Annotated in this window: 14 protein-coding genes; 5 read left to right on the top strand and 9 right to left on the bottom strand. The window is 72.3% G+C overall.

Annotation, left to right across the window (positions count from 1 at the left end; genetic code table 11):
• Positions 1-46: 46 nt before the first annotated feature.
• The 5 genes from gabT to ELY19_RS07080 are packed head-to-tail and all read right to left on the bottom strand — an operon-like array spanning position 47 to position 7,259.
• Positions 47-1,411: a 4-aminobutyrate--2-oxoglutarate transaminase gene (gene gabT, locus ELY19_RS07100; RefSeq protein WP_126195600.1), complete on the bottom strand. Its 1,365-nt coding sequence runs from the start codon at positions 1,409-1,411 to the stop codon at positions 47-49.
• Positions 1,408-2,937, bottom strand: coding sequence for an APC family permease (locus ELY19_RS07095; RefSeq protein ID WP_126195599.1), 1,530 nt, complete (start codon positions 2,935-2,937; stop codon positions 1,408-1,410). Before ELY19_RS07095 ends, gabT begins: the two co-directional genes overlap by 4 nt.
• Positions 2,934-3,800: a universal stress protein gene (locus tag ELY19_RS07090; protein WP_126195598.1), complete on the bottom strand. Its 867-nt coding sequence runs from the start codon at positions 3,798-3,800 to the stop codon at positions 2,934-2,936. The genes ELY19_RS07095 and ELY19_RS07090 overlap by 4 nt, the downstream gene beginning before the upstream one ends.
• The gene (locus ELY19_RS07085) at positions 3,797-5,785 is read right to left on the bottom strand and encodes a primary-amine oxidase (RefSeq protein ID WP_126195597.1); all 1,989 of its coding nucleotides are present in this window, start codon (positions 5,783-5,785) and stop codon (positions 3,797-3,799) included. Before ELY19_RS07085 ends, ELY19_RS07090 begins: the two co-directional genes overlap by 4 nt.
• A 46-nt stretch (positions 5,786-5,831) precedes the next feature.
• Complete coding sequence (locus tag ELY19_RS07080; RefSeq protein ID WP_126195596.1) at positions 5,832-7,259, bottom strand: aminobutyraldehyde dehydrogenase; 1,428 nt, start codon at positions 7,257-7,259, stop codon at positions 5,832-5,834.
• 116 nt (positions 7,260-7,375) lie between these two features.
• Between ELY19_RS07080 and ELY19_RS07075 the strand changes: the two genes are divergently transcribed.
• Complete coding sequence (locus ELY19_RS07075) at positions 7,376-8,902, top strand: PucR family transcriptional regulator (RefSeq protein WP_126195595.1); 1,527 nt, start codon at positions 7,376-7,378, stop codon at positions 8,900-8,902.
• On the opposite strand, the gene ELY19_RS07070 is transcribed toward ELY19_RS07075, so the two are convergent.
• A complete protein-coding gene (locus ELY19_RS07070; protein ID WP_227966638.1) occupies positions 8,885-9,523 on the bottom strand; it encodes a TetR/AcrR family transcriptional regulator in 639 nt (212 codons plus the stop codon). The genes ELY19_RS07075 and ELY19_RS07070 overlap by 18 nt on opposite strands.
• Before the next feature lie 120 nt (positions 9,524-9,643).
• On the opposite strand from ELY19_RS07070, the gene ELY19_RS07065 reads away from it, so the two are divergent.
• From ELY19_RS07065 to ELY19_RS07050, 4 genes are all read left to right on the top strand, one after another.
• Positions 9,644-10,636, top strand: coding sequence for a nitrilase-related carbon-nitrogen hydrolase (locus ELY19_RS07065; RefSeq protein ID WP_126195594.1), 993 nt, complete (start codon positions 9,644-9,646; stop codon positions 10,634-10,636).
• Entirely contained in the window at positions 10,633-11,652 is a 1,020-nt protein-coding gene (locus ELY19_RS07060) for an agmatine deiminase family protein (RefSeq protein WP_126195593.1), read from the top strand. Before ELY19_RS07065 ends, ELY19_RS07060 begins: the two co-directional genes overlap by 4 nt.
• A 44-nt stretch (positions 11,653-11,696) precedes the next feature.
• Positions 11,697-12,440: a sulfite exporter TauE/SafE family protein gene (locus ELY19_RS07055; RefSeq protein ID WP_126195592.1), complete on the top strand. Its 744-nt coding sequence runs from the start codon at positions 11,697-11,699 to the stop codon at positions 12,438-12,440.
• Positions 12,441-12,520: 80 nt separating this feature from the next.
• Positions 12,521-12,730 (top strand): sigma factor-like helix-turn-helix DNA-binding protein, encoded by a 210-nt coding sequence (locus ELY19_RS07050; protein WP_126195591.1) that lies wholly within the window; start codon positions 12,521-12,523, stop codon positions 12,728-12,730.
• Between the two features lie 3 nt (positions 12,731-12,733).
• On the opposite strand, the gene ELY19_RS07045 is transcribed toward ELY19_RS07050, so the two are convergent.
• From ELY19_RS07045 to ELY19_RS07035, 3 genes are read right to left on the bottom strand one after another with little or no spacing between them, the layout of a single operon-like run.
• Positions 12,734-14,200, bottom strand: coding sequence for a flavin-containing monooxygenase (locus ELY19_RS07045; protein WP_126195590.1), 1,467 nt, complete (start codon positions 14,198-14,200; stop codon positions 12,734-12,736).
• Entirely contained in the window at positions 14,197-15,114 is a 918-nt protein-coding gene (locus ELY19_RS07040; protein ID WP_126195589.1) for a patatin-like phospholipase family protein, read from the bottom strand. The genes ELY19_RS07045 and ELY19_RS07040 overlap by 4 nt, the downstream gene beginning before the upstream one ends.
• A complete protein-coding gene (locus ELY19_RS07035; RefSeq protein ID WP_126195588.1) occupies positions 15,111-15,989 on the bottom strand; it encodes an SDR family oxidoreductase in 879 nt (292 codons plus the stop codon). Before ELY19_RS07035 ends, ELY19_RS07040 begins: the two co-directional genes overlap by 4 nt.
• Between the last annotated feature and the right edge of the window lie 3 nt (positions 15,990-15,992).

Below are 15,992 nucleotides of genomic sequence, written 5' to 3'. Positions count from 1 at the left end.
GCGAGTGCTGGCGGCCTCGCCGCAGGCGCAGGCCTCCGCGGCGCCGCTAGGCGGAGGCCTCGCGGATCGCCGTCTCCAGCACGGTGAGGGCGTCGTCGAGCAGTTCGTCGCCGATCACCAGCGGGGGCAGGAGCCGGATGACGTTGCCGTACGTGCCGCACGTGAGGATGACGACGCCGGCGGCGAGGGCCCTGGCGGCGATCGCCCTGGTCAGTTCAGCGTCCGGCTCGGACGTCCCCGGGCGGACCAGTTCGATCGCGATCATCGCGCCGCGGCCGCGGACGTCCCCGATCACGCCCACCTCGTCGGCGAGGGCGCTCAGCCGGGCGACGGACCGCTCGCCGATCGCGCGGGCGCGGGCGGGCAGGTCGAGGTCCGTCATGGTGTCGAGCGCGGCGAGAGCCGCGGCGCAGGCCACGGGGTTGCCGCCGTAGGTGCCGCCGAGGCCACCGGCGTGCACGGCGTCGAGCAGGTCCGCGCGGCCGGTGATGGCCGACAGCGGCATGCCGCCGGCGATGCCCTTCGCCATGGTGATGATGTCGGGCACCACGCCCTCGTCCTCGCACGCGAACCACGCTCCGGTCCGGGCGAAGCCGGTCTGCACCTCGTCGGCGATGAAGACGACGCCGTTCTCCTTCGCCCAGGCGGCGAGCGCGGGCAGGAAGCCCGGCGCGGGCACGATGAAGCCGCCCTCGCCCTGGATGGGCTCGATGATGATCGCGGCCACCGCGTCGCCGCCGATCTGCTTCTCGATCTGGGAGATCGCGCGGGCCGCGGCGGCGGCACCGTCGGCGTCGAGGCCCGCCGCGGCGTCGCGGTACGGGTACGACATCGGCATCCGGTAGACCTCGGGCGCGAAGGGGCCGAAGTCCTTCTTGTAGGGCATCGTCTTGGCCGTCAGCGCCATCGTCAGGTTGGTGCGGCCGTGGTACGCGTGGTCGAAGGCGACCACGGCGTCGCGGCCGGTGGCCAGGCGCGCGACCTTGATCGCGTTCTCCACGGCCTCGGCGCCCGAGTTGAACAGCACGGTGCGCTTGTCGTGGTCGCCCGGCGTGAGCGCGTTGAGCCGCTCGGCGACGGCGACGTAGCCCTCGTACGGCGTCACCATGAAGCAGGTGTGGGTGAAGTGCCGTGCTTGCGCCGCAACGGCGTCCGCGACGCGCGGGTCCGAGGCGCCGACGCTGGTCACGGCGATGCCGGAACCCAGGTCGATGAGCGAGTTGCCGTCCACGTCCACGATGACGCCGCCGTCGGCGTCCGCGGCGTACACGGGCACCGACGAGCCGACGCCGCCGGCCACGGCGGACCGTCGGCGCTCGGCGAGGCGCGCCGACTCCGGGCCGGGGAGGGCGGTCACGAGGTTGCGGACCTGGGGCAGGCGGTAGCTCAGCGATGCGGTCGTGGTGGTCATGGCAGGGTCTCCTTGTCGACGTCGACGGGGGCGATGGTGCGGCGGAGGGTCTCGCCGCGGAAGAAGGCGGGGTGGGTGGCCCGCCGGACGAACATGAGCACGGCCCCCAGCAGGAGCAGGCCGAACCCGATGTAGAAGACGAGCCCGATGCCGAACAGCGAGGAGCCGCTGCCGTTCTCGGGATCGAGGCTCTCCTGCACCGAGATCACGAAGACGACCGCGAGGATCGTGCCGCCGATCAGCGGGAACAGGAACTTGTAGACGATGTTGTGCGGACCGGTGAAGAGCTCGCGGCGGAAGAACCACACGCACGCGAACGCGGTGATCCCGTAGTACCAGCAGATCATGATGCCCAGCGCGGCGATCGTGTCCAGCAGCGCGCGGTCCGAGAGCAGCTTCACGACGGCGTAGAAGGCCCCGGTGACGACGCCCGAGACGACCGTCGCGTAGGTCGGCACCAGGTAGCGGGGATGGATCGATGCGAGCTTGCGCGGGAACGCGCCGTACGCGCCCATCGCCAGCATGGTCCGCGCTGCGGGCAGGAAGGTGGTCTGCAGGCTGGCGATCGACGAGGCGAAGATCGCCAGGAACAGCATCAGGCCGCCGAAGCCGCCGAGCACGGGCGTGGCCAGCGGACGGAAGACGTTCTCGGAGTTGTCCGGGTTGCCGAGGCCGATGCCCTCGGTGCCGACACCCGCGTACATCATCACGGCGATCGCGACCAGCAGGTAGGTGATGAGGATCGAGACCACCGCGAGCAGGCCTGCGCGGCCCGGGACCGTCTTCGGGTCCTTCGACTCCTCGCCGAGGGTGAGGCACGTGTCCCAGCCCCAGAACGCGAAGATCGAGCCGGTGAGGCCGACGACGAACGCGGCGATCGTGATGCCCGTGAACGGGTTGAACCAGTCGAGGGAGAACGACAGCCCGGTGGGTACGCCGCGCGAGCGCACGATCGCCGTGACGGCGAAGGCCACCAGCACGATCATCTGGAAGCCGACCAGCGCGTACTGGACCTTGGCGCTGGTCGTCACCCCGCGCCCCGAGATGTAGGTGGCGATCACGATGAAGACCAGCGTGGTCGCGATGTTCACGGCCTTGTTGCCGGCCAGATCCGCGATGGAGTCGTTGCTCATCACCTGGGCGAGGAACAGGTAGAAGTAGTCCACGGCGATGGCGGCCAGGTTCGACAGCACGATGATCGTGGCGAGCACCATGCCCCACCCGCACATCCAGCCCACGTACGGGCCGAAGGCCTTGGTGGACCACGTGAACGAGGCGCCGCAGTCCGGCACGCGCGCGTTGAGCTCGCGGTACGCGTAGGCCGTGAGGAACATCGGGATGAAGCCGGCGATGAAGATGGCGGGCATCTTCAGCCCCACCGACGCGACGATGAGCCCGATGCTCGCGGTCAGGGTGTAGCCGGGCGCCACCGTCGAGATGCCGAGCACGGCGCCCGCGAGGGTGCCGATCCGGCCCCGCGCCAGGCCCTTGTCGACGACGTCCTCGCTGCCCGTGCCGGTGGTCATGAGAGCCCGGCCCGCGGCACGACGATCATGGGGACGTCGAGGACGCGGAGCATCTTCGCGGCGGTGGAACCCAGGAACAGGCGGCGCGGGGCGGCGAGGCGGCTCGACCCCACCATGATCAGGTCACCCGGGTGCCACTCCAGGCCGTTGACGGCGTCCTCGACCGTATCGCCCAGGACGACCACCGAGGAGACGTCGACGGTGCCCGACAGGCGGTTCCGGGCCTCGTCGAGCACCGCGGCGGAGTGCCGGCGGGCCTCCTCGAGCTTGGCCTCGTCGCCCTGGCGGGCCGTGGGCATGAGGTCGACGGCGATGAGCGAGACGAGCCGCAGCGGCACGCCCGCGCGCTCGGCGCCCGCGATGGCGGCGTCCAGCAGCTCCTCCGCGCCCGGCCGCGCGCCCACGGCGCACGTCACCGACCGCACCGTCGCCGCTCTGCTGTGCCGCTGGCCGCGCGGGGCCAGAGCGACGGCGACCGGCGCGGAGTGGATGAGGTCGTTGACCACCGGGCCGAGCGAGTGCCGGCCCAGGATCCCCCCGCCCGTCGCGCCGACGACCACGATCGCCGCGTCGAGGCGCTGCGCCTCGGCGATGATGCCCTCGGCGATCGAGTCGTACACGCCGATGTGCGTGGTCGTCTCGACGTCGTCCGGCACCTGCTCGCGGGCCTGCTCCAGCCAGGCCTCGGCCTGGTCGGTGAGCACCTGGTCCACGAGGTCGCCGGAGACGAACGCGCCGGTCTGGTCGGGCGGGACCACCATGCCGAGCGCGAGTCCCGCGCCCAGGGAACGCGCGAGCTGCACGCCGAGCGCCACCGCATCGCGGCCGCCGTCGGTGGCGAGGTAGGCGACGTAGACCTTCATTTCTCCTCCTGAGGACAACCCGACCCGGCGGCGACGCCGTCGGACTCGGTGGAACAGCACGACGAGGACTTCGCCGGGGTGGGTGCCACGTCGAGGGACGGATTCCGGTCGAAGAAGCCGAAGGGCTTGAGCCAGAAGCTCACCGTGTCGGCCGGCATGATCGGCCAGTCCTCGGGCCGGGTGATGTGGTGGATGCCGAAGGTGTACCAGAGCACCACGTCGGTGTTCTCGATCGAGCGGTTCGCCGCGGTCCACGCCGGCAGGCCCATGCCGCCGCCGCCCTGGTTCACGAACTCGCCTGCGGGCCAGCGCTCCTCACGGTCGTTCGGGGTGACCCACAGCGTGTGCTCGATGGCGCGGCAGCGGTCGAGGATCGGGGACGCCGAATCGAACATGGCGGGCACGTTCGCGGACGCCACCAGCTTGTACGCGGGGGAGACGCCGATACCGGTCTTCACGTTGTCGTTGACCACCTTCCACGACCGCTGCGTGGCGTAGTCGGGGTCCTGCTTGCCCTCGGACTCGGTGCGCAGCGGCGTGTTCACCTGCCGCAGCGACAGCCCGTACGGGTTGTCCGGCCCGGTGGGCACCATCTGCGTCTCGGACCGGTAGACGGTGTTGTTCTCGCCGTCCACGTCGAGGTCCATGCGCGCGACGATGAAGTGCTGGTGGAAGGGCGCGTAGGTGCGCTCGTCGACGAGGGTGCCGTGCGGGTGGGAGCCGCCCTCGGGGAAGTGGCTGACCACCATGATGCCGGTGGCGCGCACCTCGCACTCGATGTTGCCGTCCTCGTAGAACCGCCAGTAGGTGAGGTACTCGTAGTTCGCGACGGTGACGTGGAAGGAGACCGTCAGGCGGCGCATGCGACGGACCTCGGCGCCGGCGTGGTGGTCCACGTGCTTCCAGAGGACGGCGTTGTCCTCCTCGTGGATGCAGATCGCGTTGGCGATGTCGTAGGGCTCGCCCTTGCTGTCGTGGAGGGTGGCGTCCAGGTACCGGATCTCGCCGAGGCAGTCGCACCCCAGCGCGAGCGACGTGGTCATGAAGCCGAGGCCCCACTCGCCGATGTCGAAGGCGGTGCGGCGGTAGTGGTCCTCGCAGTGGTCGCGGTAGGGGACCATCATCTCGGCGAAGGAGAGGCGGTGCGCGATCTTGCGGACGTTCCCGTTGTCGTTGTACGTGACGGCGTGCAGGGTCATGCCCTCGCGGTAGTTGAAGCCCACCCGCAGCGACCAGTTCTGCCAGGTCAACTCGTTGCCCTCGAGGGTGAAGCCCGGGCCCTCGGGCTGGGTGATCTCCAGCGGCTTGCGCTCGGGGCGCGTGCTCGCCTCGCGGATCTCCTTGGGCAGCATCCGCGGGACGTACTCGCCCATGATCTGCGGGCGGTCCACGCGGAAGGTGTCCTCGATGCGCAGCAGCTCCATGGTGTTCAGGTCGATCACGCAGTGGAAGCCGTTGACGGGCCCGGCGTAGGGGTTGGCACTTCTCGACCCGCGGACCCAGGTGTCGGACCAGCCGATCCGGCGGCCCGCGAACTCCTCCGGGATCAGCGCCGCGCCGTAGGTCCAGGTGTCCATGAACACCAGCGACATGTCGGTGATGCCCCGCGCGGCGAGGGCGGCGATGACGTCGGGGTGCGCGCGCAGGGCCTGATCGGCCTCGTCCCACTCGTCGACGGTGACGTTCGCCTGCACACCCGGGATGTGGTCGAACGCGGTCACGGTGTCGGCGGTCAGCGAGACGCGGGCCTTGTAGGTGCGGTTCGCGGTGCGGTCGAAGAGGACCGCGACGGCGACCCGCTCGCACGGGGTGCCGTCGGTGTCGAAGGCGGTGATCTCGGCCTTGCTCGGCTCGAACATCTCGATCGAGGCGTAGCGCCAGTCGGCGTTCACGCCGTGCTCGCGGGCGAGCAGCGCGGTGACGGCGCGGATCTCGTCGGCGGAGAGGGGGTCGAGCGGGTGTGCGGCGGGGGAGGTGGTCTGCATCAGCGGGGTGCCTTTCTCGGCGGGCGGGGTCGGCCGGGTCGGGAGGTCAGTCGTTGCTGCTCATGACGTGCTTGATTCGGGTGTAGTCCTCCAGGCCGTAGGCCGAGAGGTCTTTGCCGTAACCCGAGTGCTTGAATCCGCCGTGCGGCATCTCCGCGACGAGCGGGATGTGGCAGTTGATCCAGACCGCGCCCGCATCGATCCGGATGCTCATGCGGTTCGCGGTCGCGTGATCGGTGGTCCAGACGCTGGACGCCAGGCCGTACCGCACCCCGTTCGCGAGGGTCACCGCCTCGTCCTCGGTGGCGAAGGACTGCACGGTGATGATCGGGCCGAAGGTCTCCTCCTGCACGATCGCGTCGTCCTGTCGCACGCCCGTGATCACCGTCGGCTCCACGTAGAAGCCGGTGTCGCCGAACCGCTTCCCGCCGGTCGCGACGGTCGCGTGTGCGGGCAGCGCGGCCAGCTTGTCCATGACGCGTCCGAAGTGGTGCACGTTGTTGAGCGCGCCGTAGAAGGCGTCCGGGTCGCCGGGGGCTCCCGGGCGCAGGGCGCCCGCCTGCGCGACGAGGGCGGCGACGAACTCCTCGTACACCGATTCGTGCACGAGCGCGCGGGTCGCGGCGGTGCAGTCCTGGCCGGCGTTGAAGAACGCGGCCTGGGCGATGCCCTCGGCGGCGCGGGCGATGTCGGCGTCGCCGAAGACGACGGCGGGCGCCTTGCCGCCCAACTCGAGGTGCGCGCGCTTGACGTCCGCGGCGGCCGCGGTCGCGACCGCCATGCCGGCGCGGACGGATCCGGTGATCGCGACCAGGCCGAGCGCGGGATCGCTCACCAGCCGGGCGCCGACCGCACCGTCGCCGAGCACGACGTTGAGGACGCCGTCGGGGAGCACGTCCTGCGCGATCCGCGCCAGCACCAGCGTCGACTCGGGCGTCGTGTCCGAGGGCTTGAGCACCACGGTGTTGCCGGCGGCGAGTGCGGGCGCGATCTTCCAGATCGCCATCATGAACGGGTAGTTCCACGGGGTCACCTGGCCGACGACGCCGATCGGCTCGCGCCGCACGTAGGAGGTGAAGCCCTCCATGTACTCGCCGGCCGAGCGGCCCTCGAGCATCCGGGCGGCGCCGGCGAAGAACCGCACCTGGTCGGCGCAGACGAGCACCTCCTCCGACTTCACCAGCGCCGCGATCTGGCCCGTGTTGCGGACCTGGGCCGCGACGATCTCGTCGGCGTGCTCCTCGATGGCGTCGGCGAGGCGCAGGAGCGCGGCCTGGCGCGCACTCGGCGTGGTGCGGCCCCAGGTGAGGAACGCGCGCTCCGCTGCGGCGATCGCGGTGGCCACCTCCTCCTCGGTCGAGACGGGCGAGACCGCGACGACGGCCTCGGTGGCCGGGTCGACGATGTCGATCGACGCGGACGACGTCGAGTCGACGAACGCGCCGTCGATGAAGTTCTGGAGGCGGTCGGACATCGCGGCCCTTTCGGGTGGGGGACGGGGGAAGTCCTCTCACTGTGCGCTGGGTCACCGCGAGCCGCATCTGCCAGAATGGCGAAATCGGTCGTCAGGACTCGACGGATTGGAGCGGTATGGCGGTCACTGTGCGCTGGCTGCTCGCGCAGCGCGACCTCGGCCTCGGGCTCCGTGCGGGCGCGACCGCGATCGACGTCCCCATCACCTTCGTCATCACCACCGAGCTCGCCGATCCCACGCCTTGGCTGGCGGGCGGCGAGATGCTGCTGACCACGGGGATCGGCATCCCTCCCGGCGACGACGGCTGCCGCGACTACGTGCGGCGGCTGACCGCGCGCGGCGTCTCCGCGCTGGGCTTCGGCGTCGGCGTCTCGCGCGCCAGCGCGCCCGCGGCCCTGGTGGAGGCGGCCGACGAGGTCGGGCTGGCGCTGGTCGACGTGCCGTTGCCGACCCCGTTCGTGGCGGTCGCGCGCACCGTCATCGACGAGATCGCGCGCCGCGCCAACGCGGCACAGCTCGCAGCGAGCCGCGCCCAGCAGCGCATGACCCGGGCGGCGGTCGCGGGCGGACCGTCGGCCACGTTGCGCGAGCTGTCGGTGGGCAGCGGCGGCGCGGCGCTCCTGCTCGACCGCGGCGGGCGGGTCGTGCAGGCGCACCCCGCGGAGCTCGATCCGGCGGTGGCGCGCGAGGTCGGGGAGCAGGCGCGGGCGCACGTCACGGCCTCGGCGGTCGGACCGGTGACGGTGCGCACCGCCGATCCGGCCGTCCGGCGCGGCACCATCGTCACCCAGCCGATCCGGGTGGGCGATCGCGGTCACGGCCACCTGGGCGTCGTTCTGCCGCACGAGCCCTCGGCCGCCGATCACGTGCTCATCGGCCACGCCAACTCCCTGCTGGCGCTGGACTTCGAGCGGCCGCTGCGGTTGCGGCTCGCGCAGTGGCGGATGAACGCCGCCGCGCTGCGCCTGGTGCTGTCGGCGGGCGGCGACCTCGACGACGCCGCGCAGCTGGTGGCGGAGGCGGCCGACCCGGCGGGCATCCGGGCGCTCGTGATCCGCCGCGGGGCGGACCCGGACGCGGTGGTGTCCGCCGTGCGAGCGGCGCTGCACGACGCGGGCCGGCCGGTGTTCGTGACCGAGGCGACCGGCTCCGGGGGAGTGGTCGCGCTGCTGGGCGGCCGCGACACCCCGGCCTTCGCGGACGCGCTCGTCGCGGGTCTCACCCCGCGCGAGCGCGGCGGGCTGCAGCTGGGACTGGGCGCTCCGCACGCGACGGGCGCCGTCGCCGAGGCCGTCGCGGCCGCCGAGCTGGCGGCCCGCGCGGCCCGGCCCGGTGGGAGCACGGTCGACGCCGCGGCCCTCGCGGGGCGCGCGCTGATCACCGACCCGGGCACGAGGGAGGCGCTCGGCCGGCTCGACCGGGCCCTGCTGGAGCCGCTGCGCGCGCGCGACGGGCTGGTCGAGGCGCTGCGGGCGTACCTGGAGAACCACGGCCAGTGGGAGGGGACGGCCGCCGCGCTGGGGGTGCACCGGCACACGGCCCGGGCGCGGGTGGAGCGGGTCGAGGCGATGCTCGGCGTCGACCTGAAATCGGCGCGGGTGCGCGCCGAGCTGTTACTGGCGCTGCTACTCAGCGACGAGTAACGCGCGCAGGCCCTCGATGAGGGCCGCGAGCCCCAGGTCGAAGGCCTGGAGCGAGCGTTCCGGGCCCGACGGTGCCGCGGCGACGGCCCGGCGCAGGTCGTCGGTGGCGGCCCGGTCGTCGCCGTCGTCGTCCAGGGCGATGGGGACGTCGGGCGCCGAGACATCGAGCGCCGCTCCCAGCAGGAAGTTCTCGACGCCCACCACGATCGCCATCACCTGCTCGACCGGGAAGCCCGCGCGGAGCAGGCCCGCCGTCGCGGCGGCGTACATCGCGAGGTTCTGCCGGCCGCCGATGGTCTCGGTGGCGAGCAGCCGCACCGCCGACGGGTGCGCGGCGAAGGCCGTGCGATAGGTGCGCGCCCAGGTGTCGAGCGCCTCGTCCCAGGGGAGCTCGTCGAAGCAGGTGGCGTCGATATCGACGGTCACGAGATCCCGCACGAGGCCGATCACGCCGGCGCGCCCGTCGACGTGGTGGTAGATCGACGAGACCTGCACGCCGAGCCGCCGGGCGAGGGCGGGCATGCTCAGCGTGCCCTCCCGGTCCACCAGCTCCAGCGCGGCCGCACCGATCGCGGCCCGGTCGAGCTGCGGCGTACTGGGGCGTCCGACACGTCTGCTCACCTGCACGAAGCTACCCGATCCGGCGTCGAAATCGAATCCAATTCGATTCGACTCTTGTGGCGGCGGTCACCGCGGTCTATCTTTATCGAAAGCCTATCGATAAATCTGTGAGGAGCCGAGATGGAGCTCATCGTCGCGCCGGAGATCCCGGTGTCGCCCGCCCGCGTGGACCCCCCGGATCGCGCCCCACTGCGCGTCGCACTCGTACAGCACTGCTGGCACGACGACGCGGACCTGCTCGCGGCCGAGCTCACCGCCGCGATCGGGCAGGCGGCCGGGGCCGGGGCGGAGGTCGTCTTCCTCTCCGAGATCACCCTGCTGCGCTACCCGGCGTTCGAGCGCGGCGGCGCGCGGCCCAGCGCGCTCGCGGAGGACCTGCTCACCGGCCCAACCTTCGCCTTCGCGGCCGCCGCGGCGAAGCAGCACGACGTGGTGGTGCACGCCTCGCTCTACGAGCGCCACCCCGACGCGGAGCCGCTCGGCTACAACACCGCGATCATGGTCTCCCCGTCCGGCGAGCTGCTCGCGCGCACCCGCAAGCTGCACATCCCGGTCACCGCCGGCTACTACGAGGACACCTACTTCCGGTGCGGCCCCGCGCAGGCCGACGGCGCCGACCCGTACCCCGTGCACGCGCCCGCCGCGCTCGGCGGCGCCCGCTTCGGCCTCCCCACCTGCTGGGACGAGTGGTTCCCCGAGGTCGCCCGCGCCTACTCGCTGGGCGGCGCCGACGTGATCGCCTATCCCACGGCCATCGGCTCCGAACCTGACCATCCCGCGTTCGACACCGCACCGCTGTGGCGGCAGGTGATCGTGGGCAACGGGATCTCGAGCGGCACCTTCATGGTGGTGCCCAACCGGTGGGGGAACGAGGGCGCGATCACCTTCTACGGCGGCTCCTTCATCTCGGACCCGTACGGGCGCATCCTCGTCGAGGCGCCGCGCGACGCCTCCGCGGTGCTCGTGGCCGATCTCGACCTCGACCAACGGCGCGACTGGCTGACCCTGTTCCCGTTCCTCGCCACCCGCCGGCCCGACACCTACGGCCCGCTCGTCGAGCCCGTCGCCGCGCACGGCCCGCTCGGTGGCGCGCAGCTCGGCGGTGTGCGATGACGTGGCGCATGCCGTCGGAGACGGCGCCCCAGACCCGCACGTGGATGGCCTACCCGTCCGCCGGCTACTCCCTCGGTGACACCGCTGAGGAGCAGCACTCCGCCCGCGCCACGTGGGCGGCGGTCGCGAACGCGATCGTTGACTTCCAGCCCGTGACGGTCGTGGTCGACCCCGCGGAACGCGAGGCCGCGGAACGGTATCTGTCCGGCCGGGTCGAGATCGTGGAGGCGCCGCTCGACGACGCGTGGATGCGTGACATCGGCCCGACCTTCGTCGTCGACGAGGCGGGCCGGCTCGGCGCCGTCGACTGGGTCTTCAACGGCTGGGGCGGCCAGTCCTGGGCGACGTGGGACCGCGACAGCCGGATCGGGCGGTTCGTCGCCGAGCTCGCCGGCGCCGAGTACATCGGGTCGGAGCTGGTCAACGAGGGCGGGGGGATCAACGTCGACGGTGCCGGGACCGTCCTGCTCACCGAGACCGTGCAGCTCGATCCCGGACGCAACCCGGGCCTGTCGAAGGTGCGGGTCGAGGACGAGCTGGCGCGGACGATCGGCGCGACGCACGCCGTGTGGCTGCCCTTCGGGCTGAGCCGCGATTCCGACACCTTCGGCACCCGCGGTCACGTCGACATCGTCGCCACCATCCCGTCGCCCGGTACCGCCCTGCTGCACGACCAGCAGGATCCGTCGCATCCCGATCACGCGCGGTGCGCGATGCTGCGGGACGTGCTCGCTGCATCGACGGACGCCGCGGGCCGCCCCTGGAACGTCGTGCCCGTCCCCGCGCCGACGGTGCTCCGCGACGCCGAGGGTTTCGTCGACTACAGCTACATCAACCACGTCGTGGTGAACGACGCCGTGGTGGCCTGCTCCTTCGACGATCCGAACGACGCCGTGGCCGTGGAGGCCCTGGCCGCCGCGTATCCCGGCCGGGAGATCGTCACCGTCGATGCGCGGCCGCTGTTCGCCCGCGGCGGCGGCATCCACTGCATCACCCAGCAGCAGCCCGCGGTCTGAATCCGCGCCGTTCGCGCAGGTAGAGTGCGGGCGGTGGAGATCCGATGACGGCGCTGATGATCACCGCGATGGTGGTCGCCGGGTTCGGTGCCGGGCTCATCGGCTACATCACCGGGCTGGCGTCGATCGTCTCCTATCCCGCGCTGCTCGCCGTCGGTCTGTCCCCGGTCGCCGCCAACGTCACGAACACCGTCGCGATGGTGGCGGTGGGCGGCGGGTCGATCGCCTCGTCGGCGTCGGAGCTCGCCCGGGACCGCGCGCAGATGCGGACTCTCGCGGCGGCGGCCGTCGCGGGCGGTGCGGCCGGATCGGCACTGCTCCTGCTCGCACCGGGAGACACCTTCGAGCGGGTGGTCCCGGTGCTCATCGCGATCGCCGCGGTCGCGATCCTGCTGCAGCCGCATCTGCACGAGCGCCCGGCGGTGCGGCGGCTCGCGCGGTTCTACCCGGCCGGCGTCTTCCTGGTCGCGGTGTACGGCGGTTACTTCGGTGCGGGTGCGGGCGTGATGATCCTGGCGCTCACGCTGCTCGCGACCGCCGAACCGCTGTGGCGCGCGGCGATGCTCAAGAGCTACGCGCTCGGCGTGGCGAATCTGGCCGCAGCCCTCGGCTTCGCGGTCTTCGGTCCCGTGCACTGGCCGGCCGCCATCGCCATGGCGATCGGTGGTTTCGCCGGCGGCTGGTGCGGCCCGCCCGTGGTCGCGCGGATCGACGCCGGGAAGTTGCGGGTGGCGGTGGCGATCTGCGGGCTCGGCCTCGCGGCCTGGCTCGCCCGGGTGTGGTTCTGATCCGAGGCTACGACGCGATCGTGACGTGATCGCGACACGACGGCGGGCTCCTCGCCGCACGCGCGCCGGAGGATCACGCCATGATCGACTCCGATGCCGCACCGATGCGTGCGCGCGGGTCCCTGGTGGACCGCCTGCCCGACGAGTTGCGGATCGTGCTGTACCTGCGGATCGTGGAGCGGCGCAGCGTCGCCGAGTGTGCGCGGGTGCTGACGATGACGGAGGGCCAGGTGCTGCTCACGCAGCACCGGGCCCTCTCGGTCCTCCGCGCCCGTCTCGGGACGCCGTGACCGTCAGATGCGGTCCGCGGACCGTCGGATGTGGAAATCGGCGTCGTCGGGTGCGGACAGCATGCGCACCATGGTCTTCCGGTCGAACGGCCACAGGTCGATCGACCCGCCCTCGGTGAAGTACCAGGAGTTGCAGCCGGTGTTCCACACCGTCGGGCCCATCGCGTCGGCCACCTGCCGGTTGAACGCGTCCGTGGCCTCCTCCGTGACCTCCACGGAGCCGACCTCGCCGCGGCGGAACCGGTCGAGCCACTGCGCGATGTACTTCGCGGTGAGATCGGCGGAGAACTGCAGCGAGATGGAGCCGGTCGGGGAGTTCGGACCGAGCACGGTGAACAGGTTGGGGAAGCCGGGGATCGCGGTCATGCGGTAGGCCCGTGGGCCGCCCGACCAGGCGTCGTCGAGCTTGATGCCGTCGCGGCCCGTGACCCGCATCGGACGCATGTAGTCGTGCGCGCGGAAACCCGTCGCGAGCACGAGGAGATCGGCCTCGTGGAGCGTGCCGTCCGCGGTACGGATGCCGCCCGCCTCGATGCGCTCGATGCCCTCGGTCACCAGGGAGGCGTTGCGCGCCTTGAGCGCGGCGTAGTACGTGCCGGAGACGACCTGCCGCTTGCACAGCGGCTCGTCGTCGGGCGTGAGGTCCGCGCGCATCGACGACGGGACCTGCGCGCGCAGCGACAGCCGTGCGTAGGCCTGCACGGCGCGGCGGCGCCAGGAGGGCTTCGTCACGATGTCGGCGAGGATGCCCGAGCCCCACAGCAAGCCCTGGTGCACCTGGTCGAGGAGCCCCGGAACGCGCTCGAACAGCGTTGTGAGCACGCCGATCTGCGGGAGTCGCATCGGCGCCCACAGCACCCACTGCGGCGACCGGACGAAGTGCGTGAGGTGCTTCGCCTTCGGCTGGAGCGCCGAGACCACCTGCACGCCGGTCGATCCGGTACCGATGATCGCGATCCGCCGACCCTCGGTGACGAGGGAATCGTCCCAGCGGGCGGTGTGCACCACGTCGCCGGCGAAGTCCGCGAGTCCCTCGATGTCGGGGATCGCGGGATTGTGCAGGACACCGGTGGCGCAGACGACGACGTCGGCGACCATCGTCTCGCCGGTGTTCAGGGTGAGGGTCCAGGTGGCGGACGCGTCGTCGAACTCGGCGGCGAGGACCTCGGTGTTGCAGCGGATCCGGTCCTGCAGGCCGAGCTGCTCGACGACCTCGCGGTGGTACTGCTGGATCTGCGGCCCGGTGGCCCAGATCCGCTCCCAGTCCGGCTTCGGGGCGAACGCGAACTGGTAGATCTGCGAGGGCACGTCGCACGTGAGGCCCGGGTAGTGATTCCAGAACCAGACGCCGCCCACGTCGGCGCCCTTCTCCAGGACGACCCAGTCGGTGAAGCCCTGCTCCTGCAGGACGTGGGCGGTCGAGATGCCGGCGACGCCGGCGCCGATGACCACGATGCGGGGTTCGGTCATCGCGCCGCCTCCAGCCCGCGGCGGACGGCGGCCGGCGCGGTGCGGCGCGCGGCCGCGAAGGCCTCGGCCCGCTTGCCCCGGGCCATGAAGTTCGCGCCGAGCCCGGCGAGGTCGGCACCGTCGGGCGCGATGACGGTGACCCTCTGCCCCCGGGCCCGCGCGACGGCGACCTCGGACCAGAAGACGGCCGACATGGGGCGGCGCAGGGCGGCGTACTCGAGGAGGCCGCCGAGGCCGGGGCCGCGGACGCCCGGCGCGGAGGCCATGGACACCACGGCGACGATCTCGTCGGCGTCCTTCGGAGTGATGAGGTCGACCGAGGCCGTCGACGCGGCGCCGCCGTCGACGTAGGTGCGGCCCTCGATCTCGACCGGCGGCATCCACGCGGGGATCGCCCACGACGCGCGCAGCGCCTCGGCGGCAGTGGCTTCCGGTGCCCCGGGGGCGCCGAAGGCGACGCGCTCGCCGGTGGCGGGTTCGTACGCGACGAGCCGGGCCCTCGGCGGCACGGGTGCGCCGGCGCCGACGGTGGCGTCGGCGAGGTCCTGCAGCCAGGTCGCGTCGCCGCGGCCGCGCGGGGCGATGCCGGTCAGCGGGGCGTGGCCGCCGCGGCGCGTCCACAGGGTGGTCGGATCGCTCGGTAGCGAGAACGGGATGCGGGGCAGCGGGGCCGGCGTCGCGGCCAGATGATGCTGCAGCACCGGCGATTCCGCGCGGCCCTCCTGCATCGCGACGAGGTCCTGCACTGAGAAGGCCTGCAGCGCCGTGATGATCTCCGAACCGGCGGAGGTGCCCTGCAGCACGTCGAGGTCGCGGACGTCGATGCCGAGCTGCTCCTCGAGCGCGGCCAGCGCGGCGATGGTCCACGCCCCGCCGATGGTGCCGCCGCACCCGATGACGAGCGCGCGGGTCATCGGGCGGCCTCCCCGTCGGTGAGGGCGGCGTGCTCGGTCGCCTGCCGGGCGATGCGGTCGGTGTAGGCCTTGCGGGCCGCGGCGTCGAGGTCGAGCGTGCGGCGGTCGTCGATCAGCCTGCGGGCCAGGCGCTCGATCGGCTCGGGGACGAAGGCCTCGACGAGGCTCCAGCCCGGGGCGACCCACTTCGGGACGGAGGTGCGGGCGGCGCGGGTGCGCAGGGTGTCGAGGATCGCGGCCGCCACGTCCTCCGGATCGACGGTGGGCATGCCGCCACCGAGCTGCGCGCCGGAGGAGAGTTCCGTCCGGACGGCAGACGGGAGGATCGCGCAGACGGTGACGCCCGCGGGCTCGTACTCGCGGCGGGCGGCGAGCGAGGCGCCGAGCGCCGCGAACTTGCTGGCGTTGTAGGTCACCATGCCGGGGATCGGAATCATGCCGGCCATCGACGCGACGTTGACGACGTGCCCGCGACCCGTGGCCGTCATGCCGGGTATCACGGCGCGCATGCCGTTCAGCATGCCGCGCACGTTGACGTCGAGGATCAGGTCGGTCGTGGCCTCGGGCTCGTCCTCGAAGTGGCCGAGCGGCATGACACCGGCATTGTTGACCAGCACGTCGATCGGTCCCGTCGCGGCGACGAGGGAGGCCCAGGACGCGCGGTCGGTCACGTCCAGGCGGGCGGCGCGGGCGCCGGGGATCGTCGCCGCGGTGGATTCCGCCACGTCCAGGTCGACGTCGGCGAGCACGACGCGGGCGCCGTGCTGAGCGAACAGGCGGGCGGTCGCGGCGCCGATGCCGCGGGCGCCGCCGGTGACGACGACGAGGGCGCCGTCGAGCCGGGCGAGATGATCGCGAGACGAGAACAGGTTCATGCG

This window comes from Tsukamurella paurometabola, assembly GCF_900631615.1.
GTDB lineage: Bacteria > Actinomycetota > Actinomycetes > Mycobacteriales > Mycobacteriaceae > Tsukamurella > Tsukamurella paurometabola_A.
This window is presented reverse-complemented; position numbering and strand designations above follow the sequence as displayed.

What these genes read in the sequence shown, in the direction of transcription:
- ELY19_RS07065 (WP_126195594.1), top strand. Translation starts at nt 9,644, where the DNA reads ATGGAGCTCATCGTCGCGCCGGAGATCCCGGTGTCGCCCGCCCGCGTG.
- gabT (WP_126195600.1), bottom strand. Translation starts at nt 1,411, where the DNA reads ATGACCACCACGACCGCATCGCTGAGCTACCGCCTGCCCCAGGTCCGC.
- ELY19_RS07060 (WP_126195593.1), top strand. Translation starts at nt 10,633, where the DNA reads ATGACGTGGCGCATGCCGTCGGAGACGGCGCCCCAGACCCGCACGTGG.
- ELY19_RS07035 (WP_126195588.1), bottom strand. Translation starts at nt 15,989, where the DNA reads ATGAACCTGTTCTCGTCTCGCGATCATCTCGCCCGGCTCGACGGCGCC.
- ELY19_RS07040 (WP_126195589.1), bottom strand. Translation starts at nt 15,114, where the DNA reads ATGACCCGCGCGCTCGTCATCGGGTGCGGCGGCACCATCGGCGGGGCG.
- ELY19_RS07050 (WP_126195591.1), top strand. Translation starts at nt 12,521, where the DNA reads ATGATCGACTCCGATGCCGCACCGATGCGTGCGCGCGGGTCCCTGGTG.
- ELY19_RS07045 (WP_126195590.1), bottom strand. Translation starts at nt 14,200, where the DNA reads ATGACCGAACCCCGCATCGTGGTCATCGGCGCCGGCGTCGCCGGCATC.
- ELY19_RS07080 (WP_126195596.1), bottom strand. Translation starts at nt 7,259, where the DNA reads ATGTCCGACCGCCTCCAGAACTTCATCGACGGCGCGTTCGTCGACTCG.
- ELY19_RS07095 (WP_126195599.1), bottom strand. Translation starts at nt 2,937, where the DNA reads ATGACCACCGGCACGGGCAGCGAGGACGTCGTCGACAAGGGCCTGGCG.
- ELY19_RS07090 (WP_126195598.1), bottom strand. Translation starts at nt 3,800, where the DNA reads ATGAAGGTCTACGTCGCCTACCTCGCCACCGACGGCGGCCGCGATGCG.
- ELY19_RS07055 (WP_126195592.1), top strand. Translation starts at nt 11,697, where the DNA reads ATGACGGCGCTGATGATCACCGCGATGGTGGTCGCCGGGTTCGGTGCC.
- ELY19_RS07075 (WP_126195595.1), top strand. Translation starts at nt 7,376, where the DNA reads ATGGCGGTCACTGTGCGCTGGCTGCTCGCGCAGCGCGACCTCGGCCTC.
- ELY19_RS07085 (WP_126195597.1), bottom strand. Translation starts at nt 5,785, where the DNA reads ATGCAGACCACCTCCCCCGCCGCACACCCGCTCGACCCCCTCTCCGCC.